Origin of the sequence: Edaphobacillus lindanitolerans, from assembly GCF_900156305.1 — a bacterium.
Classification (GTDB): domain Bacteria; phylum Bacillota; class Bacilli; order Bacillales_A; family Planococcaceae; genus Bhargavaea; species Bhargavaea lindanitolerans.
The window spans coordinates 670,614-697,332 of record NZ_FTPL01000001.1; the positions used below are offsets into that span (position 1 = coordinate 670,614).

Here is a 26,719-nt window from a genome sequence, read left to right on the forward strand (position 1 = left end):
TATACTTTATTCATAAAATCAAATCCACCAGCAAGGAGATCTTGAAATGCTCAAAGAACTTTTCATCGGCCTTTCCCAGAACCAACTTCTGAACACGGCTGCCAAGAAGTACGGCCTGAAACTCGGCGCTCAGACGGTCGTTGCCGGCACGAACCTGCCCGAAGCGATCCAGACAATTCGCGAACTGAACGCACACGGCATTTCCGCCACGATCGACAACCTCGGTGAGTTTGTCTTCGAACGTGACGAAGCTGTCATGGCGAAGGAGCAGATCCTCGATGTGGTCCGTGCCATCCACGAAAATGGCGTCGATGCCCATATCTCCCTGAAGCCATCCCAGCTCGGCCTTGATATCGACCGCGAGTTCTGCTACGAAAACCTGCGGGAAATTGTTGCCGCAGCTTCCGAGCATGACATTTTCATCAACATTGACATGGAAGACCATGCGCGCCTCCAACCGTCATTCGACTTGCTGGATGAGCTGCACAAAGAATACGACAATGTCGGCACCGTCATCCAGGCTTATTTCTACCGCGCCGAGGAAGACGTCCGCGCTTATAAAGATTTCCGTCTGCGGCTCGTAAAAGGTGCATACAAGGAACCTGCAGAATATGCATACATAGACAAAGCGGAAATTGACCGGAACTATATCGAACTGATCGAGTACCACCTTCTCAACGGGAAGTTCACATCGATTGCGACACACGATGACAAAATCATCGATCATGTAAAACAATTCGTTGAGGAGCACAATATCTCCCGTGACAAATTTGAATTCCAGATGCTGTACGGCTTCCGCCGCGATCTGCAGCTCCAGCTTGCATCTGAGGGATACAATTTTACGACGTATGTGCCGTTCGGCAACGACTGGTTCGGCTATTTTATGCGCCGCCTCGCCGAGCGTCCGCAGAACCTCAACCTCGTCGCGAAACAGGTGTTCACTCCGAAAACAAATGCGGTGATCGGTCTTGCAGCCGGTGCCTTCCTGCTTGGACGCCTGACGAAACGAAAATAATACAAAGTTAAAGAACGCCGCCCGGGGATTTCCCGGACGGCGTTCTTTTCAGTGTTCATATGAGCGTATAGTAACGGAATACGGAAGTGGGGCAATCAGCCGGGAATATGGAGAGGCACTGTACGCCAGCACAAGTGACGGCTCACTCCGACAGCTTGACGATCGTCTTGGCCAGGAGGAGGCAGCGCGGTACAAATGTGTCGATCTCCATATATTCATCGTCCCGATGGGCGTTGCCGCCGACCGGTCCGAGACCGTCGATTGTCGGAACGCCTGCCGCGGAAGTGTAGGACGCATCCCCGCCTCCGCCCGTTTTCGTGTCGGTCACGTCAATTCCGATTCCCTCGCCGATCCCCTTGATCAATTCCACAAGACGGGCAGTGCCCTCGGTGCGCTCCATCGGCGGTCGGTCGATCGCTCCCTCAACGGTGATGGTTGTCCCTTCCACGTCCGGTACGGCACAGATTTCACGGATTTTCCGGTCAATCGGCTCGGCCTGGGACAATTTAGTCGTCCGGATATCAACATGGGCGACGGCTTCCGGCGTGACAACATTCGTCGCATCCCCGCCTCCGATGATGCCGACGTTGACTGTGATGCCTTCATTGTAATCCGTCAGCGCATGCAGCTTGATGATCTTGTGGGCGAGTTCCTCAACCGCACTCCTGCCCTTTTCAGGTTCGATGCCGGAGTGGGCAGCCACACCATGGACATGGAGAGTGTAGTCGCCCCCGCCTTTTCGGCCGCTTACGAGCGAGCCGTCTTTGCGCGCAGGCTCCATGATGAGGGCGGCTTTCTTTCCTTCCGTGTGCGCCTCGATAAGCGGGCGGGCCGTGATCGATCCGATCTCTTCATCGCTTGTCAAAAGGATTTCCACATTTTCAATCCCCCGGAGGCCCGAATCCGAAATGGCCTTCATCGCGAATAGAAGAGAGACAAGGCTCGCCTTCATATCGACGACGCCCGGCCCGTGGGCTTTGCCGTCCACGATTGAGAACGGACGTGCAGCCGCGGTGCCGTCACGGAACACTGTATCCATATGGGCAACAATGAGAAGTTCAGGTGCCTGTGCCTCCGGGTGCCGGATGACCAGATGATTCCCCTGGACTTCTTCTGTGATGGTCTGTACGTTGAATCCGAGTGCTATGTATTCTTCTTTCAAAATTTCTCCGACCCGATCGATTCCTTGCTTGTTTCGTGAGCCCGAGTCGATATTGACGAGCCGCTCCAGCAGGCCTAGCATCTCTTCTTGCCGTTGCTCCAAAAATTCGTTCATTCCGTTCACTCCCAGTGTGATTTAAATGTTTCCGCAATTCATTATAACATCCGCATCTCCTCATCCGGTGCCCAACCCGCATTTTATGTGGACTAGCGGATGGATAGGAACAGAACGGCGGAAAAATGTTTCGACAAGATTCGACTTATCCAGACTCTGTGGATAACTTCACCCACACTGTCCACACCGTTAATCAGAAGGATTCGATTGGTTTACACAAACCGTCCACAGGTTATCCACTGATTTTTGTGGATAATGGAACGATTGTTCTCACCCTGTTTGTCTGATAAAGTAGAAACTGCAAGACGGCAATAACCCTTTCGGAGGTGAGAGCTGTGAACATGCTGACGGACGATCAATTGTTTGAAACTTATATCACTGCTATCGCTCACGGACTGAATCAATGTTTCATCACGCTACTGGAAAAAGAGATGATGCGGCGATCCCTCTCTGAGGCGACAGCAGCTTCTTGACCGGCAGCGCCTTCAAAGGCGCGCTTTTTTCATTTCCGTATAAAACTGCTTCTCTTCCGGCTAATGCAAAAAGCAAGGACGTCCGGCCGGCTTTCCCTCAGGAGGCTCCCGTCGTCCCTGCTCATGATGTTCCAAGATTTAAGGTCTATCCCACACAGTCCCGTGCATCAGTATGCCGGCATCGACTGCGTGCGGATTTCCCCTTCCTTGCTGATGACCAGTTTCCCTTTCTTCCACACGTTCATTACGTGATTCACACCGAACAGGTACTGCAGTTCCTGATAATTTTGGATATCCCACATGACGAGATCGGCTTGCTTGCCCGGTTCGATGGAGCCGACCTTGTCCTGCATATTGATCGCGCAGGCGGCATTGAGCGTGGCGGCGACGAGTGCCTCCGCCGGAGTCATCCGCATGGAGATGCAGGCAAGGTTCATGACGAGCGGCATCGAGGTCGTCGGTGAAGAACCCGGATTGCAGTCAGTCGAGACGGCGACGGGGACGCCGGCATCGATCATGTCGCGTCCACGGGCCGCTTCTTCGCGCAGATACAGGGCTGTCGCAGGCAGCAGGCATGCGATCGTCCCGGCTTCCGCCATCTTCCGGATTCCAACATCCGACGCTTTCAGCAGGTGTTCCGCCGAGATGGCACCGACTTCGGCAGCCAGTTCTGCACCGCCATACGGTTCAATCTCATCGGCATGGATTTTCGGGAGAAGCCCGTGCTCCTTGCCGGCCTCCAAAATTCTCCTGGACTGCCCGGGCGTGTAGACGCCGACTTCACAAAAGACATCATTAAATGCGGCAAGCCCTTCTTCAGCCACTTTCGGCAGCATGTCCCGGATGATCAGATCGACGAATTCATCTTCCCTCCCCTTCCATTCCAGAGGGACTGCGTGGGCGCCCATAAACGTCGGGACCAGGTCTGCCGGATGACGCTCGTTCAATTGTTTCATGACCCGCAGCTGCTTCAATTCCGTCTCCAGATCCATCCCGTATCCGCTCTTGCCTTCAACGGTCGTCACCCCATGTGAAAGGAATGAATCCAGCCGGCGGAACGACTGCTCGAACAGCTCCTCTTCCGTCGCTTCCCTGGTCATTCGGGCAGTGGCATGGATTCCGCCGCCCGCCTCCATGATCTCCATGTACGTCGCACCCTCAAGGCGCATCTCGAACTCCTTTTCCCTGCTCCCCCCATATACGATGTGCGTATGCGGATCGACAAGACCCGGCGTCACGAGCCTGCCGGACGCATCGATGATCTCGGCCTCCGCCGCCCGGCTCCCGTACCGCTTCTCCAGTTCAGCCGTTGTACCCGCCGCCCGGATCTCCCCTTCCTCGATCCATACGCTGCCGTCTTCGATGATTCCCAGATCGGACATGCCCTCCCTGATCCTCGGGGCCGGTCCGCCTGCAATCGTCGCAAGCTGGGCGGCGTGTTTGATCCATACCGGACGTTGATTCATGAATCTTCTTCTCCTTTCAGCATCGGTATCCGGACTCCTTTATCCCGTGCCGTCCGGATGGCCAGCCCGTAACCCGCATCAGCATGACGGGCGATGCCCATGCCCGGGTCTGATGTAAGCACGCGCTCCAGCCGCGCCTCCGCCTCTTTCGTTCCGTCTGCGACGATGACCATCCCGGCGTGCTGGGAATACCCCATGCCGACTCCGCCTCCGTGGTGGACTGATACCCACGTGGCGCCTCCGACCGCATTGACGAGCGCATTCAGGATCGGCCAGTCGGACACCGCGTCAGAACCGTCCAGCATGGATTCCGTCTCCCGGTTCGGCGATGCGACAGAACCGGAGTCAAGATGGTCGCGGCCGATCACGATCGGCGCCGTCAGTTCTCCGGATGCCACCATATCATTGATGATCCTGCCGAACCGCGCCCGTTCCCCGTAGCCCAGCCAGCAGATTCTCGAAGGCAGCCCCTGGAAGGCGATCTTCTCCTGAGCCATCCGGATCCAGTTGCACAGATGAGTGTTGTCGCTGAACTCACGGAGGATCACTTCATCGGTTTTCCGGATATCTTCCGGGTCACCAGACAACGCAACCCAGCGGAATGGCCCTTTGCCTTCACAGAACTGTGGCCGGATATAAGCCGGAACGAACCCGGGGAAATCAAACGCCCGTTCCACGCCCTCGTCTTTTGCAACCTGTCGGATGTTATTTCCGTAATCGAACGTCACGGCGCCCCGGTCCATCATGGCAACCATCGTCCGTACATGTTCTGCCATGGACTTCCTGGCAAGCCGGATGACTTTCCCCGGATCCTGTCCGCGGAGCCGTTCCGCCTCCGCCATGCCCATGCCCGCCGGAACATACCCGTTCAGCGGATCGTGCGCGGATGTCTGGTCGGTCAGGACATCCGGAATGAAACCGCGTCGCAGCAGCTCCGGCAGGACTTCAGCCGCATTCCCGAGCAGCCCGATCGACAGCGCACGCCCGTCCCGTTTCGCCTCATCCGCCATCCGGACGGCTTCATCGATGGAATCCGTCTTCAGGTCAAGATAACGTGTCCCGATCCGACGGTCGATCCTGCTTTCATCCACTTCCACGCCAATGCAGACGCCGCCGGCCATCGTGACTGCGAGCGGCTGGGCGCCCCCCATGCCCCCAAGCCCTGCAGTGAGGGTGATCGTGCCTTTGAGCGATCCGCCGAAATGCTGCTTCGCCAGCTCGGCGAATGTCTCATAGGTTCCCTGCACGATCCCCTGCGAGCCGATGTAGATCCAGCTTCCGGCAGTCATCTGGCCGTACATCATGAGTCCCCGCCGATCGAGCTCATGGAAAGTGTCCCAGTCCGCAAAGGCCGGAACGATGTTCGAGTTCGCGATGAGCACGCGCGGTGCATCGGCATGCGTCCGGAATACCGCAACCGGCTTCCCGGACTGGATCAGCAGCGTCTCGTCGTTCTCCAGTTCCTTCAGCGATTCGACAATCGTTTCAAATGCCTCCCAGTTGCGGGCTGCCTTTCCGATCCCCCCGTAGACGACCAGTTGATCGGGATGCTCTGCAACATCCGGGTGAAGATTGTTCATCAGCATCCGGAGTGCCGCCTCCTGCAGCCACCCCTTCGTATGCAGTCCGGTCCCCGTATAGGCCTTCACTTTCTCTGCTGCAATCGATTGTACATTTGTATCCGCTTCCATTTCACATCCCCCTTCCCTTTCCCCCATTGTACAATGAATTCTGACAAGGTTCAGCCGTTCTCAGGAAATGATCACCGTGGTGGTGCATCAGCGGGCTAAATTGGACTGGAGCGCTGGAACCTGATGATGCCGATATTCTCTAACCTTTACAGTTTACCGCAGGGAAACAATCTTATGGAAAATGCTGTTCCGTGATGGTTTGTGATCGTAAAGCATCTGAGGGTCTGTTGCCTGTAGCGGCCGGAAACGCCGAATAGGCGGAGGATGAGGAAGGAAACCGGGCCTTGCCCCATCATCCGCGCCGATCATTCCTTCTTCTGTAAACATGCCAATATCATACATCAAGGTCTCAATGGTTCAACTTATTCGGAATACATGATAACCTTAACATCGCAAATCAATGACTCCTTCTCTCCGAGCGATATTTTCGAAAACAGTCCATGGCAATTCGATTGCCATTTGTCATCCTTTGAGTCATTTTCAGGAGGTCACATGGGAAAGAAACTCTTTTTTGGTATTGATGTCATCAAGGTTATCGCGATTTTCAGTGTAGTCAGTGTCCACTTTTTGCTTAACACAGACTTTTATGGTGTTCCTATTATTGGTACTTCTCTCAATGTCCAAGTATTTTACCGGCAGCTCTTTATTGTGTGTGTCCCCCTTTTCCTCTTGGCGACGGGTTACTTGCAATTAGAAAAAGAATGGAATAAAAAATACTTAAAAAGTACGATGAGCGTCGTATATATATATTTGATTCTCTCTCTGTTTGCCATACTCGCACGGATTTTATTGTTCAAAGAAATTCACCCGATTTCCTTTTGGATCAAGAGTGTGTTTACTTTTGAGGCGGTAAGATATGCCTGGTATGTGGAGATGTACATCGGCCTCGCCCTTCTTATTCCGTTTTTAAATTATATTTGGAAGAGCTTTAAAACCAAGAGGGATTTCCAAATATTCATCGTCATTCTATTGTTCATCACCGCAATGCCCGGCTTCTGGAATGCGTTCAGCGAAGACGTCCCCTATATTTCAGTCATCAGATTCCCGGGCTTTTGGACCAGTTTATATCCGGTCACCTATTATTTTATCGGAGTGTATATCCGCAGATACGGCTCCAGAATCCCCCCGCTTGCTTCTCTTTTTGGATTCTTGGCGGCCACCCTGGTCCAAACGTTGGTCATTTGCTTGAAAACCGGCAATGGTACCTTTGTCAACGGCGTGGGTTCATACGACTCCTTATTGATCGTCATCCAGTCATACTTCTTGTTTTCGGCACTTTACAGACTGGAACTGCCGAAATCCCGGGTGTTCAGAAACCTGGCAGTACCCGTCTCCTCTATTTCCGTACTAACATTGGATATTTATCTTGCTTCTGCCATTACAGATAAGTTCATTTATGAATATATCGCTGACCACTTATTTACTGCACAAAAATATGCCATCCTCTTTGCGCCTTTGTGCGTAACATTATCGTTCAGTTTGGCATACGCCGTTGCTTTACTAAGAAAGACGGTGTGCCCGCTGAGGGGGAAAAGACCACGGCCCAAAAATGAAAAGCCAGTGTGAATCTGTTACCATAATGGATGTATAGCTTCTTTTGTTGAGGACTGAAATGAGCTGGGATCAGGCTTTCGTCTTGCCGACATGCAGAGTGGAAATCCCCATTTCTGCAAGGCAGGCTGTCCTCATTTCATCACTTCATCCGGTCTATGACCGCCCATATAAAATAACAGCAAGATTTTCTCTTGCCTGCATGAAGGAGGACTTTCTGTGAAGGAAAACAAACCTGAATTGATCTGCGATATCGAAACCGGCATCTGCAGGCCGGCCGGTGAAGAAGACGGCCCGATGTCCGGATTTATCGACTTGTCGGCTGATGCAGACGGGAATCATTCCGAAAAAAAAATAGGAAACACTGCAGAAAACGGGAAAGCGGACTGACGCTTTCCCATTTTTAATGAAACTGTTCTTTCTTTATTTCGTATGGTAGTTACGATGATTGGATAATGGAGGGATGGGCATGCGGCATCTCCGGAGGCTGTTTGCGGTTCTGTTCCTGCTGATCCTGCTGTTCCCGGCAGTCGTGTCGGCAGTGGATTTCCGTATTGAGGACGCACTGATCGAGGCCAGTCTGACTGAAGGCGGTCTTGTCCATGTCAAAGAAGAATTCGTCTATACGTTCAACGGGGGATTCAACGGAATCACCAGGACCATCCACCCCGGGAAAGGGACCTCGGTGGACGGGTTTAAAGCATATGAAGACGGACGTCCGCTGTCTGTTGAACAATCTGGCGAGACATACAGGGTCCATCGCCAGGGCAGTGATTCGACTGTCCGGATCAAGCTGGAGTACACGCTTCATGGTGCGGTCAGTCTGTATGAAGATGGTGCAGAGTTTTACCGGTCGTTCTTTGACTCCGGGAACGGGGCCGGCTACGGCAATATGACGATCATCGTCCATCCTCCGGCCGCTTCCCGCCGGACGGACGCGCTCGGATACGGTGCGGCCGAGGAGACCGGGACCATTTCCGGCGACGGCTCAGCGCGTTTTGACCTGGGACCGGTTCCTGCAGGAACCGAAGCGGATATCCGGACGGTCTTTGATCGCAGCCTGTTCCATGGAGGGGTAACGAAAAAAGGGACCATCCGTGATGAAGTCGAACAGGACCGGAAAGAGCTGGAGAACAGGGAAGGCCGGGCGAAAATCGCCGTCACCGTGCTCATCCCGGCGGCCGGTCTGCTGATGCTGTTCATTCTGGTCGATGAGTGGCGCCGTTCAGGCCGGCTTTGGCGCAAGGCCCTCCGGGAAGCGGAGGCAGACAAGTTTTCGGTCCCGCCCGAGTCGCTCAGCATGCCGGCGCTGATCCGGTTCACCGCGGGCCCTTCCCGTTCTTCGAGGCTCTCGGCCGGTCTTCTGGATCTGATCCGGAACGGGTATGCCGAACAACAGTCTGACATTCTGTACGCACCGACCGGCAAGGAGCCGGAACTTCTTCACGAGCGCCGGCTGATGCATCTGCTTTTCGATCGTTTCGGAGATCTGGACCGCCGGTTCAACCTGGAGCAGCTGGAGCTGAAGACACGCTCCGGGGACGGTGCGGATGAGTACTTGGCCGGAGTGAAGTCTTGGGAAAGAGCAGTAAAAAAAGAGTTGAAGACAGCCCCCCTGAAAAAGCGGCGGCTCTCGACGATCCTTCTCCTTCTGTTAGTCATCGGGCTGCTCGTAGCCGCCTGTGACTTCACCGTGATGCTCGACCAAGACTGGCCCTATATGACCGCGTTCCTCATGCTGCTCTCGGCCGTCGCCATGCTGGTGCTGATCCGTCCCTATACGGGGTACGGGCGTGATATACAGGTGCGATGGCACTTATTCAGGGAGGTCCTTCCCCGGCTTCGGCCCGTTGACTGGGCAGCATTTTCCAGGACGGACCGGATCCGCGGGCTCATCTATGCCGTCGGGTGCAATGATCCGGCGGTACCCGGCCCGGATATCCCCGAGATTGAACCATTTGAAACCCGCGGGCTGAGGCCGCTCATATCAGCCCACTCCGCGGCTTCTCTGGGCAGCGGCATGGCAGTCGCCGACCGGAATGCCTCATCCTCCAGCTCAGGGAGTTCCGGAAGCGGCGGCGGATCCGGAGTCGGCGGCAGTGGCGGCGGCTCAGGTGCATTTTAAGATGTCAAACCTGTCTCCATGACCAGTCGCATGGGGGCTTTCTTTTATGGCGGAACCCGTCCCATGCCTGGCCGTCCCATTGAAAAAGGGGGCAATCCGATGAGTGGTTTTATCCTGCCTATGGTTGTGGCCTCAGCTGCGGTCCTCCTGCGGGGCATGGCAAAGAGAGGATGGGGGGCCGGATTGGCGGCCGGTTTCACCCTGGCCGGAGCCTTCATTCTGTTGTACGCCAAATTCGTGATCGGTGATCAGTTCCTGTCTTGGGCCGTACGCCTTCCGTCCCTTTTCCTGCTGCTGTCAGGAGGGATATGGATGCTCATCCTGGGAGTCAGGCGCAAGGCTCCGCCCTCCTCCGTCATGTTGATCCTTGCAATCGCCCTGTTCTCTTTTCTCCTGCCGGGACTGGACGAGACGGAAAAATATGTACACCAGGAAAAGGAGTTCCAGGAGGTGGCCTCGTTCATATTTGATTCGATCGATGCCGGCAACATTTCGATCGGCGATGAATTTCCGGCGTCTCCCGGCGAAATCCCGGAAACAGTCAATCCGGTCTTGTCCGATGAAACGCTCTTGATGCTGAACAAACTCCACAGGCGCGCAGGCATCTACCGCATCATAGCTGCAGACCATGATGTCGTCTACTTCACCCGGGGAGCCGTCTTCCAGTCGATCAGCGGGATTGCCATCACCCGAAACAGCAAGGACCCCGTTGCAGATGCCGCTCTCCATGCCCGCTACTTTGATGGCGCCATCACCTATGATCCGCTCGGCGACGGGGCCTATGAATTCTTCGACGGCCTTTGACGTTCCGCCTGCCGGCAGAAGCTCAAGCCTGCAGCCGCCGTTACCTCTCTCGGTGAAGTATTGAAACTTTTCTGAAGGCCATCCCGTATTACCGATCATAGGGAACTGGATGTCGCTGTTCCCCTTTGAGCGGAGGTGTTTGAATGAAATGCTGGTTCAGCATTCTGATCGCCGGCCTGGCGGTTGGCCTGGTGCTCATGCTGCCGGTAAAAGTGCTGGCAGCCGACTACGACATCGAAAAAACCGTGATTGATGCACAGGTCCATGAAAACGGACGGGTGGATGTGACCGAATCGCATACATACCGCTTCAGCGGCAAGTTCAATGGCATCACCCGCCTGCTCGTCCCGAAATCCGGAACGGCCCTCATCGATTTCATTGCCACCGAAAACGGGGACAAACTGAAGTCGGAAAAGGACGGAAACCTGTATAAGGTTTACAGGGACGGCAAAAACGAAACCGTCACCGTCGACATGAACTATACGATCATGGACGCATTGGACAAATATGAAGACGGTACCGAGTTTTATTGGCCGTTTTTCGATGACCGGAACGAGTCCGACTACGGGGAAATGACGATTCGCGTCCACCCCCCCGCTCCTTCATCGAGGACGGATGCCTTGGGCTACGATGCCATGATGGGGACCGAACAGGTGGAACCCGACGGAACCGCGCGATTCGGGCCGGTTCCCGTGAAGGCCGGAACGAACGGGGACATCCGGGTGGTCTTCGATGCGCCCCTGTTCCCTGCCCTATCGGCATCAGGCGGGACGATCAGGGACCACCTTGAAGCGGAACGGGGCCGGATTACCGAGGAAGCCGCCGCGGCGGAGGCCCGGCGGGAGCATGCGGCAACCGCCGGCAACATCGCACTGCCGGCGGCCGGTGCCCTATTGCTGGTCATCCTGTTGAAAGAAGGGCTGATCGCACGACGGAAAAAAGAAGAGGCCAGGCGGGAAGCCACGAGCGGACATTTCGTGGTTCCGGATGGCACACTCAGCATGCCTGCCATACTTCAGTTCACTGCCCCGTCCGGCACGGCGCGTCCCGAATGGCTGTCCGCTGCGCTTCTTGACCTGATCCGGAAAGGGCTCGTCGTCCAGTTGTCCGATCATGTATTTGAACGGACAGACCAAACGCCGGACCACCCGCATGAGCAGATCCTTCTGGACCTTCTGTTCAGGGATTTTGCCGGCCCCGACGGACACTTTGATCTGTCCCTTCTCCCCGATCTCACCAAATCGGAGAAGCAGGCCGACCTTTATCAAGCGGAGCTGGCCAAGTGGCTCGGCGCCGTGAACGATGAAACAAAGTCTTCCGCGCTCAGAGAAAAACGGACCGGTTCGGCAATCATCCTGTCCCTTTCCGGTTTGGTCCTGACCGGACTGGCGATCTATATCGGCATTGCGGGATCGATCGCCCATGTGCTGTTCGCCGTTCCGCTGATCATCGGACTGTTCACTTCCGCTCTCCTTCTGCGGCCCCTCACTCCGGAAGGCCACCGGATCCGGGCCGGCTGGGAGGCATTCACGGAGCAATTCGGAAAACTGGATCCCGGACATTGGCGTGACCTGCCGAAAGATGACCGGCTGCGGGGCTACATTTACGCAGTGGGAGCGAAGGATAAACATCTCAGCGGAGAATTTGAAGAATTCGGCTCGGTCGAACACCGTTCATCGTCCACACCGGCCCTCTACATCAATCCGTATTTCATGAACAACACCTTCTACGGCGCCAATTCCAATGCAGCCCAGCACGCTTCAAGCGTTTCTTCCGGAAGCAGTTCAAGCGGAGGTGGCACCGGAGGCGGCGGGGGCGGATCCGGGGCGTTCTGAACTTCTTCCGGCGATGCCATTCAATCAAGGTCCTCAATAGTTGGATAAAACAGCCCCTCCGGTAAAATGCCTCCGGAGGGGCCTTGCTTCATCTTTTCAGCTCATCAACTCTTCGAATTTCTCGACGGTCATCATCGGGCCGCCGAATTTCCGGGTACCCCAAGTGTCATCGATGAACACATCGGCAAGCGACCGGAACCGTCCCCCCTGTCTGTCCGCCCATTCCAGGGCGACACCCCCTTCAAATGCACAGCCATCGCCCCCCAAACCGAGAGAGGTATCTGTTGATGATGATTCCTATGCAGCAAGTAAAACCCCCGCCGGTGCACCGGCGGGGGTTCAATCGATTCAACTGAAGAAAATCGTGCAGACAATGGTCAACAAAATGGCCGTCAGAATATAGGCAACCGTGGCAATGGAACCTTCTTTGTCGTTTTCTTCGAACAATTTGGCGGTTCCGAAGCCGTGGGAAGCGATGCCGATGGAAAGTCCGCGGGCGACCGGATGTGTGATGCGCAACCGGTCGAGGATCGGGATGCCGAGTGTCGCACCGCCGATTCCGGCGATCATGACGTAGACAACGGTTAGGGACGGGATGCCCCCCGCCATTGCCGACAGTTCAATTGCAATCGGAGTCGTCGCATTTTTCGGGATGACCGACCGCACGACGTCAGGGTCCGCTCCGAGGGCCATCGTCAGCCAGTAGCCGCTGAACAGGCCGAACAGTCCACCTCCGATGACGCCGAGCAAGATCGGAACAAAATACTTCTTCACCATCGGTAAATTGAAGTAAAGCGGATAGGCGAGCGCAACGACAGCCGGCCCGAGGAGCCAATTCCACAGGTCCGCACCCTTCATGTAAGTATCGTAGGGAATGTTGCAGATAAGCAGGATGGCGCAAAGAATGACAGTCGCCACAATGAGCGGCTGAAAGTATGTTTTTCTGTATTTACCGTACAGATAAATGCCGAACCGGTATGCAGCGAGAGTCAGCAGGAATCCGAACAGCCAGAGGAGCATCTCCTTCACCGGGCATCCTTCCTTTCCGTGAAGCGCTGCAGCAGCCAGCCGACAAGTGCAATGGTCGCCAGCGTACTAAAAAGGACGGCGGGCACCGACACGGCATTCCAGGTGACGAACAGGCCGAGGTACAGGATGATGGCCACTGTGGTCGGTATGAAAAACAGCGTGAAGTTCCGGATCAGCACCTGGGCCCCTTCGACATGGCGGTTGACCGGCAGATCCTTGAACAAAAGAATGAATGCGAGAAGGAGGAGCAGGCCGACGATACTGCCGGGAATCGGCAGTCCGAGCCATTCCTTCAACCGCATTCCGAGACAGTAAAAGAGGAAAATCAAGGCAAGTTGCAATAATTTCTTCATGCATCGTTCATCTCCCGGGCTTGCGTCTAACACTTCTATACATCTTACGCCTCTTGCCGGAAAGGTCAAGGCACCGTGGATGAAAAAGCGGATCCGGTGCATCAGACAGCCCCCTTCCGGTACAATCGAGTCAACACCATAACCCGGGAGGAATATTCCATGGACCTGAAACTGAACGGAAAGCGTGTCCTGGTCATGGCTTCAAGCAAGGGACTCGGCAAGGCGATTGCCACTGAATTTGCACGCGAAGGCGCGGCCGTCTTCCTGACCAGCCGGAGCGAAGAGTCGCTCTCAAAAGGGGCCGCGGACATCAAGGCCGAAACCGGCAATGACGCGATCCATTACGCCCCGTGCGACATGTCATCCGGGGATGACATCATCCGCCTGTTTTCTGAAGTCCGCCGGACGATGGGCGACCCCGATATTCTCATCAACAATACAGGCGGACCGAGAGCCGGAGGATTTGATGACGTGACTGATGAGGACTGGGTGCATGCATTCGGACAGAACCTCCTCAGCTATACCCGCACCATCCGTGAGGCCTTGCCATCGATGAGGAAAAACAACTGGGGGCGGATCGTCAACATCTCCTCGTCTTCGACGAAGGAAGTGATCGACAACCTGATCCTGTCGAATACGATGCGTGCCGGCATGGTCGGTCTGTCCAAGACACTCGCCCGTGAAACGGCGGGCAGCAACATCCTCGTCAACACGGTCGGGCCCGGACGGATTGAAACAGACCGGATCATCGAGCTGGATTCCGTCACGGCAAAAAAACGGGGGATGCCGATCGGGGACATCACCGAAGAACAGCAGTCCCGGATCCCGATGGGCCGCTATGGCCAGCCGGCCGAATTTGCCTGTGCCGTCGTCTTCCTGGCGTCCGGCGCAAACACCTATCTGACCGGCCAGTCCCTCGTCATTGACGGCGGAATGCTGAAGGCACTCTGACAGAGCTGTTTACAGGCCAATCTAGAAATCCCTGCTGCCAAGTCAAAAACCGCCCTCTCCGGAACCGGGGGCGGTTTTTTGCTGCGTTGCGAGTGGCCTCCGGCCCGAGCGTGACAAGCCGGAAACAGCGGAAGGTTCAGGCAATGTAATCTTCTGCCGGAACATCATCCGGTTCTTCCTTCAAATAGTACCGTCCTTTCGTTGCAACGGCGATGGCCACAGTCAGGATGGATGCGAGAAGCGCAGCAAAGAACGCTGCGGTGCTTTCCAGAAAGACCCCCATATAGCCAAGGGCTGCAATCGTCCCGATCAAGCTCGAGACGATGAGCGACAGGGTCCCGACCGGGTTCCATTTATACAAATATTGCTGGCGCGCCTCATAAAAACGTGGTCCGATCTTGAGCAGTTTCTTGACCACGAGTGCATCCGTGACGAGTACAGCCGCCCAGGCGAGCAGGAAGACACCTTGGAACGTCATGGCCTTGTCCAGGTGGTCGACGATGCCGCCGAGCATGAGCACGATTGCCGAAATACCGGCAACAACGACCCAGAATCTCCGGCCCGGCGTGAACCGGAATATATTCTCGAAAAAGCTGGAGAGTGACAGCGAGGCGCTGTAGATGTTCGTGACATTGATTCGCAGTTGGGTCAGCATCGTGAACAGGGCACCGCCAATTCCAAGAAGCGTGACGATGTAGACACCCGGATTGGCTTCGTCCAGGCGAACGCCAAACCAGATGCCGAGAACGCCCATCACCCCGAAGCAGAAGAACTGCGGGATGAACCCGACGGCGATTGCACCGACCTTCGTGTCTTTCGGTTTCATGAACCGTGTGTAGTCGGAAGCGAGGAGGGCCGTCAGCCCCATCATGCCATGGTGCATGCCGATGCACATGAGGAGCGCCGTCCCCCCGATTTCCGTTCCTTCAGGCATGTATGCCCAGAAACGGCCGCCGTTCACCGTCGGTGTGTAGAAGGAAAAGACGATGGCTGCGATCAGGAATACGAAGAATACCGGCAGGGACCATTTCTGAAGCTTATCAAGCTGAGAAATGCCGAACCAGTTGAGTGGAATTACGAGAGTGCCGAATAGGACGATGAATGACCATTCGGGGATGGAGGGGAAAAACGTGTGGACGGCAGCCACGAGAATCAGACCTTCAAATGCACAATACATGATGAAATTGGTCGCATAGATGAAGGATGTGAGAGAGGCGCCGATATAGCCGAATCCGCCGCCCCGTGACATCAGGTTGACGTTCATTCCAGATTTTGCGGAGAAAAAGGCGATGAACGAGCCGAGGATGCCGGCGACGACGATGGCGTACGCTGAAGAGATCAAGGCATTGATGGCACCGAATTTCAGAGCCATCACGCTTCCCATCTGGAAGTAGAATATGGCTGTGGCGATTCCGAAAGTGATATTTGTGATGCTCAGCCATCCCATCTTCCGTTCGGAACGCGGGACGCGGTCCAGAGAATATTCATCTGCATTTGTTTCAGTTTGCTGTACCGGCCGTTTTTCGGCAGTAACAGAAGTCATTGTATCCTCTCCTTATAGATGACAGTCGTTCACGCTCCTTTTAATCTTTGTGATACACTTCACAATCCGCAACTAATCAAGTATAACAAACATGAACCGGCCAAACAAAGGGATAAACAGGGAATTCAGCACATGCCCAACAACAAAACGGCCCCCTCATTGAGCGGGCCGTTTGCAATCCCGGCAGAACCTGATTGATCACCCGGGTAAGCTTCGAAAATGGTGTGAAGATGGATGTTCATGCTGACTTTTTCTTCATGCCCGTTATTCGGCGCGGGGTTTTCCGGCTGTCCACGCCCGCCCAAATCACGATCGGAATCAACAACAGCGAAAGCAGTCCGCCTGAAATTGAAAGCACCGGATAGCTGGTACCCGCTACAATCACTCCGGACAAGCCTCCCCCCAAAGCGCCTGACAATGCAATTCCCACATCGACGGATCCCTGGGTCTTGGCCCGGGTGGACGGTGAAGTCGAATCAACCAGTATTGCCGTTCCGCTGATCAGTCCAAAATTCCATCCGAGGCCGAGCAAAACGAGTGCCCCGACCAAAACGGGCATTGAATCCGCAGGACCCGCTGCGGCCAATATACCGGAGGCCAGCAGAGTCACAGCAGAAGCCATGGCCATCGCAGCACGTCCGATTTTATCGACAAGAACCCCGGTCACCAACGAAGGCAGATACATTGCTCCGACATGGAACCCGATCACCAGTCCCACCTGCTTCAGACCATGGCCGTAGTGGCCCATATGGATGGGGGTCATCGTCATGATGGACGTCATGACGAACTGAGTCATGATCATGACGAATGCCCCGGCGGCGATTCCCCGCTTGTTGACCGGCAAGGGGCCTTTGGCATTCCGAGGCAAACCACCATTTTTCTCTTTTGCAATCAGGATCGCCTTTGCCACAATCAGCGGATCGGGGCGAAGCAGGATCAGAAGGACCGATCCGGCAAGCAGATAAGCCGCCGCCGCCAATATAAACGGACCCGCCAGCGAAGGAATCCCGATGGCTGAAGCAAGGTTGCCCATCACCGCCACCAGATTCGGGCCTGCCACGGCGCCGAACGTGGTGGACACGAGGGCCATGCTGACGGCTCTTGCCCTCCGGGCCGGACCGGCCAGGTCAGAACCTGCATATCGGGCCTGAAGGTTGGTTGCCGATCCCGCCCCGTAGATGAACAGGGAAACGAATAATAGCAGTGGGCTGTTCATCACTGCTGAAATGACGACGCCCACGGCTCCCAATCCTCCGGCCAAAAATCCGGCCGCCAGCCCGTACCTGCGTCCGTACCTCTGTGAAAGCCGTCCCACGAGCAAAGCGGCCCCCGCAGAGCCCAGCGTAAACAAAGCAGTGGGAATGCCGGTGATGCTTTCGGCGCCCAGCATGTCCCGGGCAAGCAACGCCCCCACCGTGATTCCTGCAGCAAGTCCCGCTCCACCAAAGATTTGAGACATCATGACGACAATCAACGTTCTCTTGTATAATTGCTGTTGCTTCTCCTCAGACTCCACATAGCTCTGCAACAAAGTTGCTTGAGCGTCCCCTCTTTTCCCCTGATCCCGCAAGATTCGCCAATCTCCTCTCTATCAGACCCTTTTTTCAAAACTATTTTGAAAGACATCACACCCCTTCCACATGGAAGGTTCTACCCGCTCATACTTATGAGAAAATAGAAGATTGATTACTTATAAATTCACATTATCTCAACACACAAAATAAAGCCATACAATCGTTATTAATCTGGCTGTACTGCCGATTGGCTTTTCCAGCGAAGTGTTTAAACGTAAAAACCCCGAACCGGGACTTTTTAAAATATCCGGAGTTCGGGGCTCAGTTCACTTTAGATCATATTCAATTGGAAGAGTATTGTGTTGCACAGTGATGTCCCGACTTACTTATACTTCGGGATGTCAAAGATGATTAATGGATTTTCAAGCTGATCGTAGAACCTTTTGATTTGCGCAACTTGCTTGATCGCCCATTCGATGTCGGTCGCATATTGCGGATAACCCGGATTGGCCGGATTCCAGCGCATTTTATACAGGGTGTTCTGCTTGTAGCTGTTATGGATGTACCGCTCACCTACGAACTTGGCTCCGCCCTGCAAGGCTGCTTCCGGAGTATACCAATTCTCCTGGTATGCCCGGAGTGCACCACGGATATCCGGGTTACTGTCTACTGCCTCGATCCCGAACATATTGTATATCGGCTTCAGATTCGTGACATCTTTCTCGGTCAGGCTTGGTGTTTTGGTTATTGTCCATTTGCTTCCCGTCGGCGTCCATTGTGCTGTGTAAGCACCATCCGGCATGAAGACAGCCCACTTGTTCGTTCCAAGCACGCCCACCTTGATGCTGCCCGTTGCCAGCTTCGAGGTGCCGTTGCCCGTTTCCAGGAATGCGTGCGACATCAAGTAAAACACGTTGATGGAGCTTGACCGGGCACCGTCATTGAACGCCTTTCCTTTACCGGCAAGGATTCCTTTCCCGGTCAGGAACTGATTAAGTTGACTATCGGAAATATCGACTACCGCAGACAGATCCAGATGCTGCCAATGGCTGTTCTGATCGGGATCAAGATAGATAGCAACGTCTTCCCTTGTCGGGTTTCTCCATGTATCATATTTGATCTCATGCCAGTCTTTCCCCATCGTTACAATATTCCGCGTGGAATTCAAGGTGAGCGTTCCAAACAGATGGCTGGATGAGTCCGGAGCGGCCATGACCTTCGTGTTGCTTGCGGTTACCCTTACCCTGACCGGATTCGAAAGGGAGGAATGGACATACAAGGTCTCATTATTATAAATGATCTTGTACCACTTGTTCGAACCGCTGGTCACATCCCCGGTCACCTCTTCCACAATGACGAAGGAGGTCCGGTTCGGAACGCTGTACTTGATGCTTCCGGAGCTCAGGTTCGGCGCACTTCGCAGATTCACATTGCCCGTACTGATGATTTCACCGGTCACCTCTACGGATTTGGCTGAAACATAGGCATTCTGATTTCGGTATTTGTCCGTCTGCTGCAGCTGCTTCATTTGTATGTCCAGTGCTTCTGCAAGCGTCTTATTGTAGTTTGTGTACTTAAACTGTTCCCCTGAGACAGGAGCCTCGGACAGCTGAGATTGCTGCAACCACATTGTATTGCCTTCGAATACGCCCCGATACCAAAGGTTCTCTCCGACCTTCTCGGTCAGATTGACATTAAAGGGTTTACCTTTATGCGAAGCCATACTATCCAGAACCAGATTCCGCTTGCCTCCCCATGCTTTGGTGTAACTCATTCCTGTCCCGTTGATATACAGAGTTTTGGCAAGTTTATCGACGCCTTTATGTGGATGAGAGGAGAGATCCGAGGCTTTCACCCATCCAACCACATCTTTTGTACTGCTCGGGCTTCTGCTGATCAAGTAATAAAGGACGTTATTATAGGTGGTCTGCAATTTAATATAATAAACTTCGTGGGTATACGCCGTTCCCGCCGGGAAAGACTTGCCGGGGACAGCATAATCAGGATAGATCAACACATTCGCAGTCCTTAAATGCCCGAGCCTGCTTGTTTTCTCTTCTATACCAGAACTTAAGCCGGCCTGGCTGATCCAGGCTGTTTTGCCGTCAATTACCCCGCGGTACCAGATCGTCTCCCCCACCTTTTCTGTGAGGTTGACTTTGAACTGCTGGCCCTGAATACGTGATAAATTCTCGTAACTGATGTTTTTCTTTCCGCCCCATGCTTTGTCATATGCATGTCCGGTTCCCTTTATATAGAACGTTTTGGCATTCTTGTCCACGCCGGCATGAGGGTGGGTCGACATGTCGGCTGCTTTCACCCATCCGACAACTCCCGTCGTGCTGCTTGGGTTTCTGCTGATGAGGTAATAGGTCACATTTTTATAGACCGCCTGTTTCTTGATGTAATATACCTCATTTGTATAGGCGGTGCCGGCTGTGATCACTTCTTTCGGATTTTCATAGTCAGAGAGAATTTGCACGTTTGCACTTCTCAGATGACCGAGCAGACTGGTCTTTTCCTCATGCGCAGTGGTAAGGTCCGATTCCCGGATCCATGCGGTCCGACCTTCAATTACCCCGCGGTACCAAATAACATTACCGACCTGTTCCGTCAAATTAACGTCAAACGCATTTCCTTTAATTCGGGAAAGGTCTTCGTAACTAATATTTCTTCGGCCGCCCCATGCTTTGTCATATGCATTGCCTGTTCCCTTGATATAAAAGCGTTTGGCTTCCTTATCGATTCCAAAATGAGGCTGGGTCGACATGTCTGATGCCCTAACCCATCCAACCACACCCGTAGTGCTGCTCGGATTGCGGCTGATCAAGTAGTACAGGGTGCTGCCGGAAACGATTTGCTGTTTAATGTAATACACTTCATGTGTATAGGCAGTTCCCGCTGTTATATAGCTTGAAGGTTTCAAGTAATCCTTGTAAATTCGAACATCCACGCTATTCAGATGGCCCAACCGGCTTGTTTTTACCGGAACAGGAGCAGCGGAAAGCCCGGAAGCAATGATCCAAGCGGTCTTTCCTTCTATCACTCCCCGATACCAGATATTGTTGCCGACCTTTTCAGTCAGGTTCACCTTGAATTCTTGTCCTGCAATTCCGGAAAGGTTATTGAACGAGATGTTTCTCTTCCCTCCCCATGCCTTCGAATATGCGTGGCCGCTTCCTAGTATGTAGAAAGTCTTCGCATTCTTATCCACGCCGACATGAGTTTGGGTGGACATATCGGACGCTTTCACCCACCCGACAACGCCGGTAGTGCTGCTCGGGTTCCGGCTGATTAAATAGTAGAGCGTGCTTTTATATGTGGCCTGCCGTTTGATGTAGTAAACTTCGTTTGTGTAATCTGTTCCGGCCGTGATAAATTGATCCGGGTTGGTGTAATTCCTGTGTATCCTTACACTTGCACTATTTAAGTGGCCAAGCCTGCTTGTATTGGCTTCAACTCCGGAATCACTTGCAAGAGTCGTTGAAGTGAGGGAGCGGGCATTCTTTACCGGCGGAGCCTCATTTGTGGCTTCAGGAATCTCCTTTTCCTCCGTTACTGCCTCTTCATCAGAGCCTGATAAGGGTACTTCCTTTGTTTTATCCCCGCTCGGCAGGTTATCTATAGCCTCTTCTGGTCCCGCATAGTCCGGAGACTCCTCCGGATCCTTTACTTCTTCACCGGATCCGGAAGTATCAGAGGACCGATCAACGTCGGGCCCGTCTGTCGGCTCACTTTCCTGAATAGAAGGAATCTTCTCTGTCAGCCCGTCGGCATCGGCCTTCTCGTAAACATCCTGCTGATCGGTCTCCGTGCTTGCCAATGCTGTAGAGGGCAGCACAGTGGACATCATCAATAAAACCAACGCTCCCACCTTCATGATTCTCAACTATCAGTTCCCCTTTCTATCAATCACTTCACTAAAGTATACTATCATTTACACCCAAAAATATATCAATTTACACTTTTGGGATTTTTCCATCCAGAATGATTCATTCGCTTTTTTGTCTTCTCTCTGCAAGTTCATTTCTGAATGCTTCCTGTTTTTCTTTCGATAGGCTTTTATAGTGTGAGATGAAGTCTTCGTACTCGCTCATCACTTCTTCTGTAGGCCCAAACTTTTTCAGACGTCCCCCTTCGATCCAGGCAACCTTTTTACAAAAGCTTTTAACCTGTCCAAGGTTATGGCTGACAAAGAATATCGTTTTTCCTTCTTCTTTGAATTCATTCATTTTGTCCAAACTTTTATTCGTGAACGTTTGATCTCCTACCGAAAGTGCTTCATCAATGACCAGGATATCAGGATCTGCAGTCACACTGATGGCAAATCCCAATTTGGATTTCATCCCGCTCGAGTACTTTTTGACAGGCTGGTAAATGAAATCGCCCAACTCCGAGAACTTGATGATTTCAGGAGTGACTTCTTTGATCTTCTCCCTGCTGAACCCCATAAGGAGTCCCTTGAACTCGATATTTTCGATTCCTGTAAGTTCATTGTTTAAACCGGCATTGATTGCAATGACGTGGACCTCGCCATTCTTTTCAATTTCACCGGTTGTCGGGGGGACAATCCCGCCTATGATATTACTCAAGGTTGATTTGCCGGAGCCGTTAATACCTACAAATCCAATGACATCCCCTTGATACGCTGTCAAGGAGATGTCTTCAATGGCGTTGAAATTTTTTCCCGCTTTGCCGGGTATCAGTAAGTCGGTAATCTGCTCTTTCTTTGAGCGGTACATCCGATACTTTTTCGTTACATTTTTAATTACGACTGCTTCCTTCATGTGAACACCTTTTTTCTAAAGTTAATCGTTTTGGTCTGCCTGGAGAATCTCTTTGATCTTGGTCGACGAGACACCTTCAGTCCTTGGCAGGTAAATCACTTCACACAGTCCGGATAAATAATCAAACTTTCCTTCCCAGTCGGAACCCATCACCAAGATGTCGATATCGTACTGCTCGATATCTCTGGCCTTTTGCTCCCAATCATTCTCCTCGAAAATGAAATCTACATATTTGACGCCCTTAAGCATTTGTTTTCTCTGCTCAAAGTTAAAGTACGAGACCTTGTTTTTCGAAGAGTTGAATTCATCGGTTGAAAGTCCGACATAGAGGGTATCGCCAAGCTCCTTCGCACGCCTGAGCAACTCCATATGTCCGTAATGGAGCAGGTCATATGTTCCATAGGTTAATACTTTTTTCAAAACCGCACCGCCTTCTTAAATAAAGTCCGAGAATCGATCCCTGAATTTATAATGGGCAGAAGCACCCAGCATGAGGATGAACGTGAGCAGCCCCAGATTATACAGGGTCATCTTCCAGTGATCGATGATATACCAATCATTGTAGAGAAGTGCTGCACGATAACCGTTGGATAAGTAATAGAACGGATTAAACTTCATGAACTTCTGCATGGTTTCCGGCAACCGGTCAGGAAGCCATAGAATGGGTGACAGGAAGAACATGATCCTGAGCAATGACTGAATGATCATTTGCACATCCCTTACAACGACCGCAAGGGTGGAGGTAAGCAAGGTGATCGCAAAAGCGAAGCTGTATGAAAGGCCAATGAAATAAATGAGCTGGATATAATAAATGGTGGGATGATACCCGCTGATCCAAAAAGCGACCATGACGATCCCCAACAGGGCCAGATGACCATAGAGCTTACCGGTGATGACATAGCTCGGCAAAGTGGAGAGCGGGAAGTTCATCTTGGCAACCATGTTAAACTTCTGATGAATCGACTTTGTGCCATCCAAGATCCCCTGGTTCATGAAGAACCACATGCTGATGCCGGCAAGCATCCAAAATACAAACGGAACGCCATCAACGTCTTGATTGCCCCGAAGTCCGAGCCCAAAGACAAACCAGTACATCGCCATCTGGATGGCGGGGTTCATGACTTCCCACACGAGTCCCAGATAGTTGTTGCGATTATCGATTTTCAATTGAAATAAAGCCAGCCGTTGTATCAAATAAATCGATTGATATTGCTCTTTAAGTAACTTAACTAGAGAGTTCATGCTCTTTTTCCCTCAATTCCAAAAAGCTTAATAAAGAAGCGCAGGCGGAACCGTCCGTATAGGTGTTCCATCTCCTGTTAAACGCTTCGACATCTGCCGGCTTGACGAGTTCTCCGCTAACAGCTTCCAGCAAAGCTTTAGCATCTTTAAAGATTGGTGAACAGATCTGTTCTTCAAACCCGTCAATCAGCCCCGGTGATTGTCGGTACTGTTCGATATCATAGCAATAAAAGTAAATCGGCTTATTCAACAAAGAAAACTCCATCGCTATCGAAGAGTAATCTGTGATAAGAATATCAGCAGCAAACAATAACTCATGCAATAGGAATTCTTGGCCGTTGATCAGAAAGTCCGAAAGGCCATCCGGAACCTTAAAATTGACTGTCGGATGAGCACGCACTATAAAAATATATCCTCTCTCCCGCCACTTCTCCAACTCTTCAGAAGTAAAAGCAAAGTGATTTTCGCCTTCACGGTAGGTTGGCGTGTAAAGAACCACCTGTTTGTCTTTTTTGGATGCAAGCAACTCACTTAGCTTACCGTCTGATTCGGGGATTCTGAAGTATTTATCGGTGCGGAGTGTTCCTGTCTCCAAGAATGCACCATCTTCAACTTGAAAGGCTTTCTTAAAGACTCCCTTCATTTCACTCGAACCAACTAAGATTTTATCATAACGGCGATAAACGTTCCTGTATCTTTTCAGGTCAGAATACCGATAGTTGTCTTCATTAAAGAGTCCAAACTTTTTGAGTGCGCCATTTGCATGCCAGATTTGGATACACGTTTTGGAAGCATTCCACTTCATGGCTCCTATTTCCGCAACATAATTATCCAAAATAACAAACAAGCAACTTTGTATTTCTTTTACCATCCCCAGAGTGTTCCAGAGCTTTTTTTCTCTATATCTGATATCTTTATGGCTCATTAATTTATCTCTAATCCTAGGGTTAAAGTAGACTGTAATCTGAAAATCACCAACCAAGTTATGGGTTTCCAGATAACCTAACAATTCATTAATGTCTTCTTCAAAATCCACTAAGATGACGATCTTCTTCTTGGATAATTTTTTTCTATAATAGATATTCGATATCAGTGAGATCAATAATAAGTATGTTTTTTTTAACAAGTAATTGCTCACCTTCTTGAAATTAATTACCCACAATATTATACACTAAATCCCTTTGAATTTCCCTCATGAGTTGTCCCATAAAGCAAAAGGTGAAGAATTTCTCTTCACCTTTGCAAGTAAATTAAATTTGGATAGTCATTTCATGTGCTCTATTATTCAGCGCTATATTGATCTTGTTCTCTCCCCTTTGTAAATCAGGGACGGAAACCGTGAGCAGCGCAGTGTTGCCCTTGGTAGAGATAGTCGCTGTACCATCCACAAACCCTTTTGAGTTTTTATTTTGCACGGTGGCAAAATAAGTGATCTTGGAGTCTCCGTAAACATAAACATTACTTATTGGGATATTAATACTATTTCCCACCACTTCAACACTCTGAATCTCTGGCTTTGCTACTGCCAAAAAGTCCAAGATGGTGGAGTTCATATCAATTGAGAGAAGGTCCGAATTATTTTTGTAAGCTACATAGGTTTCACCATTAATGATTGCAGCTTTCCTAAAATCATCCTTGCACGCAATTGCTCGCTGTGAGAAGTTGTCCAAGAAAGAAAATCTGGTTGCAATGTCCCATGCCTGGTAACGATCACCATCATCCAATGCATATGTGGCAGGATCAACCAGGAAATCCAGATAGCCCTTTACATTGAATCCGGTTAACCCCTTTGAATATTTAAAGGATGAATCAACGACCGTTTTTATATCCCAGGTAGCCCGTGTATCCCGTCCCTTTATAGCAGGCAAGTAAATTGAGTTATCCACTTCTTTTTTGCTGTAAACCAATAGGTCTGCCGGAAGTGCTTTTGCCACGTCCTTAGGAAGGTTCACTTTGATCTCATTGCTATTGCCCTTTAATTTCAGGTTTTCTTTCTCTCCGACTGTAAGGCTGGCCTTGCATTTCACTTGAATTTTATCCTCAACAAACGATAATTCAGAGAGGTAGCTTCTTGCAGTGATATCAATTTTGCTCTTGGCAAGCGAAAGGGCCAGGTCCAGTCGATCCTCTCTCAAAATATAGTCGAGGATTTTCTCACTGGTATTCATTTCTGATACGACATTTTCGTTAACAAACCGTTGTTGCCAACTACGGGCCATCTCAAATTCTTTCTTTTGGTCATTCTCGCTCTTTTTGTGGAAATTCTTACTGATTGCCCCGAGCACCCTCGATTTATACCAATGGCCTATCATAATATCTCTATCAGATTGAATAAGATTTTTCTCGAAAAAGCTTCCCAGATTATTTAGTTGAGACCATTTGTAATCCAAGTCTTTTCCGAAGGAAGCCGATCGGTTTTGTTCTCTCCAATGATAAACAGGATAGTCAGCCAAAATGCCAATACGTGGTTTCTTGCTGTAGACCAGGCAAGAGAACATGACATCCTCCCACCAAACTTTCTCACCCTCCGAAAAAGCAAGGCCGTTTTCTTCAAGAAAAGACTTGCGGTACAATTTTGGAACCGTCATCGGGCCCATTGATTGAATTCCACGTTCTTCGGCATTGATGACATTTTCCATATACTCGTTCCAGCCCCAGGACCATCCCTTAGTTCTGATCACTTTTGGATTAACGACATCGAGATTGTTTTCCTCAGCGAAATCAAACATTTTCTCCAAGGCTTGAGGGAAAATGGAATCGTCATCATCACTGTAAAATACATACTTCCCTTTTGCGATCCGGGTTCCATAATTTCTCGGCTTGCTTCCCCACCCTGACGGATTAATCCCTCTTACTGTATAGTTCGATCTGCTTTCAGCTATTTGCTTCAGCCTTATTAATGATTGAAACTCAGAAGAACCATCGTCGACAAAAATAACTTCAAACTCGTTTTGATCCATGGTTTGTTCATCAAAGGATGCAACCAATCGGTTCAGATTTTCCTTGGTGTTATTAAAGGTTGGGATAATTACACTAACTTTAACCATATCCTTCTCTCCTCTTT

The 26,719-nt window shown here is 51.6% G+C and carries 22 protein-coding genes; 8 read left to right on the forward strand and 14 right to left on the reverse strand.

Going from position 1 to position 26,719, the window contains the following annotated elements; genetic code table 11:
• The first annotated feature begins 46 nt into the window (after positions 1 to 46).
• Positions 47 to 1,015, forward strand: a complete 969-nt coding sequence (locus B0B07_RS03215; protein ID WP_076756912.1) for a proline dehydrogenase family protein — start codon at positions 47 to 49, stop codon at positions 1,013 to 1,015.
• Positions 1,016 to 1,157: 142 nt separating this feature from the next.
• Here the strand turns inward: B0B07_RS03215 and B0B07_RS03220 are convergent, their stop codons facing one another.
• Positions 1,158 to 2,291: a M20 family metallopeptidase gene (locus B0B07_RS03220; protein ID WP_076756913.1), complete on the reverse strand. Its 1,134-nt coding sequence runs from the start codon at positions 2,289 to 2,291 to the stop codon at positions 1,158 to 1,160.
• A gap of 341 nt (positions 2,292 to 2,632) precedes the next feature.
• Here B0B07_RS03220 and B0B07_RS03225 point away from each other — a divergent pair, with 341 nt between their 5' ends.
• The gene (locus tag B0B07_RS03225; protein ID WP_234982260.1) at positions 2,633 to 2,764 is read left to right on the forward strand and encodes a sporulation histidine kinase inhibitor Sda; all 132 of its coding nucleotides are present in this window, start codon (positions 2,633 to 2,635) and stop codon (positions 2,762 to 2,764) included.
• Positions 2,765 to 2,931: 167 nt separating this feature from the next.
• On the opposite strand, the gene hutI is transcribed toward B0B07_RS03225, so the two are convergent.
• Both hutI and hutU read right to left on the reverse strand, forming a co-directional pair.
• A complete protein-coding gene (gene hutI, locus B0B07_RS03230; RefSeq protein ID WP_076756914.1) occupies positions 2,932 to 4,230 on the reverse strand; it encodes an imidazolonepropionase in 1,299 nt (432 codons plus the stop codon).
• Positions 4,227 to 5,921 carry a urocanate hydratase gene (hutU, locus tag B0B07_RS03235; protein WP_076756915.1) on the reverse strand — a complete coding sequence of 565 codons (1,695 nt, stop codon included), beginning with the start codon at positions 5,919 to 5,921 and terminating at the stop codon, positions 4,227 to 4,229. Before hutU ends, hutI begins: the two co-directional genes overlap by 4 nt.
• Before the next feature lie 264 nt (positions 5,922 to 6,185).
• Between hutU and B0B07_RS03240 the strand changes: the two genes are divergently transcribed.
• The 5 genes from B0B07_RS03240 to B0B07_RS03255 all read left to right on the forward strand — a co-directional run bounded on the left by B0B07_RS03240 (position 6,186) and on the right by B0B07_RS03255 (position 12,236).
• On the forward strand, positions 6,186 to 7,487 hold the full coding sequence (locus B0B07_RS03240; RefSeq protein ID WP_084186519.1) for an acyltransferase: 1,302 nt from the start codon (positions 6,186 to 6,188) through the stop codon (positions 7,485 to 7,487).
• Positions 7,488 to 7,691: 204 nt separating this feature from the next.
• Positions 7,692 to 7,862, forward strand: coding sequence for a hypothetical protein (locus B0B07_RS15210; RefSeq protein WP_159438413.1), 171 nt, complete (start codon positions 7,692 to 7,694; stop codon positions 7,860 to 7,862).
• A gap of 79 nt (positions 7,863 to 7,941) precedes the next feature.
• Positions 7,942 to 9,597 carry a DUF2207 domain-containing protein gene (locus B0B07_RS03245; RefSeq protein ID WP_076756917.1) on the forward strand — a complete coding sequence of 552 codons (1,656 nt, stop codon included), beginning with the start codon at positions 7,942 to 7,944 and terminating at the stop codon, positions 9,595 to 9,597.
• A gap of 99 nt (positions 9,598 to 9,696) precedes the next feature.
• Complete coding sequence (locus tag B0B07_RS03250; RefSeq protein WP_144264277.1) at positions 9,697 to 10,401, forward strand: hypothetical protein; 705 nt, start codon at positions 9,697 to 9,699, stop codon at positions 10,399 to 10,401.
• Between the two features lie 143 nt (positions 10,402 to 10,544).
• Positions 10,545 to 12,236 carry a DUF2207 domain-containing protein gene (locus B0B07_RS03255; RefSeq protein WP_076756919.1) on the forward strand — a complete coding sequence of 564 codons (1,692 nt, stop codon included), beginning with the start codon at positions 10,545 to 10,547 and terminating at the stop codon, positions 12,234 to 12,236.
• Between the two features lie 96 nt (positions 12,237 to 12,332).
• On the opposite strand, the gene B0B07_RS15215 is transcribed toward B0B07_RS03255, so the two are convergent.
• The 3 genes from B0B07_RS15215 to B0B07_RS03265 all read right to left on the reverse strand — a co-directional run bounded on the left by B0B07_RS15215 (position 12,333) and on the right by B0B07_RS03265 (position 13,618).
• Positions 12,333 to 12,503, reverse strand: a complete 171-nt coding sequence (locus tag B0B07_RS15215) for a hypothetical protein (RefSeq protein ID WP_159438414.1) — start codon at positions 12,501 to 12,503, stop codon at positions 12,333 to 12,335.
• 81 nt (positions 12,504 to 12,584) lie between these two features.
• The gene (locus B0B07_RS03260) at positions 12,585 to 13,256 is read right to left on the reverse strand and encodes an LrgB family protein (protein ID WP_076757488.1); all 672 of its coding nucleotides are present in this window, start codon (positions 13,254 to 13,256) and stop codon (positions 12,585 to 12,587) included.
• A gap of 5 nt (positions 13,257 to 13,261) precedes the next feature.
• Positions 13,262 to 13,618: a CidA/LrgA family protein gene (locus B0B07_RS03265; protein WP_076756920.1), complete on the reverse strand. Its 357-nt coding sequence runs from the start codon at positions 13,616 to 13,618 to the stop codon at positions 13,262 to 13,264.
• 159 nt (positions 13,619 to 13,777) lie between these two features.
• Between B0B07_RS03265 and B0B07_RS03270 the strand changes: the two genes are divergently transcribed.
• Positions 13,778 to 14,569: an SDR family oxidoreductase gene (locus B0B07_RS03270; protein ID WP_076756921.1), complete on the forward strand. Its 792-nt coding sequence runs from the start codon at positions 13,778 to 13,780 to the stop codon at positions 14,567 to 14,569.
• A 136-nt stretch (positions 14,570 to 14,705) separates the two neighbouring features.
• Here the strand turns inward: B0B07_RS03270 and B0B07_RS03275 are convergent, their stop codons facing one another.
• From B0B07_RS03275 to B0B07_RS03310, 8 genes are all read right to left on the reverse strand, one after another.
• Positions 14,706 to 16,112, reverse strand: coding sequence for a purine-cytosine permease family protein (locus tag B0B07_RS03275; RefSeq protein ID WP_076756922.1), 1,407 nt, complete (start codon positions 16,110 to 16,112; stop codon positions 14,706 to 14,708).
• Positions 16,113 to 16,350: 238 nt separating this feature from the next.
• Positions 16,351 to 17,682, reverse strand: coding sequence for an MFS transporter (locus B0B07_RS03280; protein ID WP_407643854.1), 1,332 nt, complete (start codon positions 17,680 to 17,682; stop codon positions 16,351 to 16,353).
• 326 nt (positions 17,683 to 18,008) lie between these two features.
• Positions 18,009 to 21,506: an N-acetylglucosaminidase gene (locus B0B07_RS03285; RefSeq protein ID WP_234982262.1), complete on the reverse strand. Its 3,498-nt coding sequence runs from the start codon at positions 21,504 to 21,506 to the stop codon at positions 18,009 to 18,011.
• Positions 21,507 to 21,618: 112 nt separating this feature from the next.
• On the reverse strand, positions 21,619 to 22,413 hold the full coding sequence (tagH, locus tag B0B07_RS03290; protein WP_076756925.1) for a teichoic acids export ABC transporter ATP-binding subunit TagH: 795 nt from the start codon (positions 22,411 to 22,413) through the stop codon (positions 21,619 to 21,621).
• Positions 22,414 to 22,434: 21 nt separating this feature from the next.
• A complete protein-coding gene (gene tagD, locus B0B07_RS03295; RefSeq protein ID WP_076756926.1) occupies positions 22,435 to 22,833 on the reverse strand; it encodes a glycerol-3-phosphate cytidylyltransferase in 399 nt (132 codons plus the stop codon).
• Positions 22,834 to 22,848: 15 nt separating this feature from the next.
• The gene (locus tag B0B07_RS03300) at positions 22,849 to 23,655 is read right to left on the reverse strand and encodes an ABC transporter permease (RefSeq protein WP_076756927.1); all 807 of its coding nucleotides are present in this window, start codon (positions 23,653 to 23,655) and stop codon (positions 22,849 to 22,851) included.
• Entirely contained in the window at positions 23,639 to 24,691 is a 1,053-nt protein-coding gene (locus B0B07_RS03305) for a CDP-glycerol glycerophosphotransferase family protein (RefSeq protein WP_159438415.1), read from the reverse strand. Before B0B07_RS03305 ends, B0B07_RS03300 begins: the two co-directional genes overlap by 17 nt.
• 214 nt (positions 24,692 to 24,905) lie before the next feature.
• A complete protein-coding gene (locus B0B07_RS03310; RefSeq protein ID WP_076756929.1) occupies positions 24,906 to 26,702 on the reverse strand; it encodes a glycosyltransferase family 2 protein in 1,797 nt (598 codons plus the stop codon).
• Positions 26,703 to 26,719 lie beyond the last annotated feature (17 nt).

Bases quoted from the DNA above. Each gene is read 5' to 3' on its own strand.
- hutU (WP_076756915.1), bottom strand. From the start codon at position 5,921: ATGGAAGCGGATACAAATGTACAATCGATTGCAGCAGAGAAAGTGAAG.
- B0B07_RS03215 (WP_076756912.1), top strand. From the start codon at position 47: ATGCTCAAAGAACTTTTCATCGGCCTTTCCCAGAACCAACTTCTGAAC.
- B0B07_RS03245 (WP_076756917.1), top strand. From the start codon at position 7,942: ATGCGGCATCTCCGGAGGCTGTTTGCGGTTCTGTTCCTGCTGATCCTG.
- hutI (WP_076756914.1), bottom strand. From the start codon at position 4,230: ATGAATCAACGTCCGGTATGGATCAAACACGCCGCCCAGCTTGCGACG.
- B0B07_RS03270 (WP_076756921.1), top strand. From the start codon at position 13,778: ATGGACCTGAAACTGAACGGAAAGCGTGTCCTGGTCATGGCTTCAAGC.
- B0B07_RS03300 (WP_076756927.1), bottom strand. From the start codon at position 23,655: ATGAACTCTCTAGTTAAGTTACTTAAAGAGCAATATCAATCGATTTAT.
- B0B07_RS03240 (WP_084186519.1), top strand. From the start codon at position 6,186: ATGAGGAAGGAAACCGGGCCTTGCCCCATCATCCGCGCCGATCATTCC.
- B0B07_RS03260 (WP_076757488.1), bottom strand. From the start codon at position 13,256: ATGCTCCTCTGGCTGTTCGGATTCCTGCTGACTCTCGCTGCATACCGG.
- B0B07_RS03310 (WP_076756929.1), bottom strand. From the start codon at position 26,702: ATGGTTAAAGTTAGTGTAATTATCCCAACCTTTAATAACACCAAGGAA.
- tagH (WP_076756925.1), bottom strand. From the start codon at position 22,413: ATGAAGGAAGCAGTCGTAATTAAAAATGTAACGAAAAAGTATCGGATG.
- B0B07_RS03225 (WP_234982260.1), top strand. From the start codon at position 2,633: ATGCTGACGGACGATCAATTGTTTGAAACTTATATCACTGCTATCGCT.
- B0B07_RS03255 (WP_076756919.1), top strand. From the start codon at position 10,545: ATGAAATGCTGGTTCAGCATTCTGATCGCCGGCCTGGCGGTTGGCCTG.
- B0B07_RS03285 (WP_234982262.1), bottom strand. From the start codon at position 21,506: ATGAAGGTGGGAGCGTTGGTTTTATTGATGATGTCCACTGTGCTGCCC.
- B0B07_RS03220 (WP_076756913.1), bottom strand. From the start codon at position 2,291: ATGAACGAATTTTTGGAGCAACGGCAAGAAGAGATGCTAGGCCTGCTG.
- B0B07_RS03265 (WP_076756920.1), bottom strand. From the start codon at position 13,618: ATGAAGAAATTATTGCAACTTGCCTTGATTTTCCTCTTTTACTGTCTC.
- B0B07_RS03250 (WP_144264277.1), top strand. From the start codon at position 9,697: ATGAGTGGTTTTATCCTGCCTATGGTTGTGGCCTCAGCTGCGGTCCTC.
- B0B07_RS03275 (WP_076756922.1), bottom strand. From the start codon at position 16,112: ATGACTTCTGTTACTGCCGAAAAACGGCCGGTACAGCAAACTGAAACA.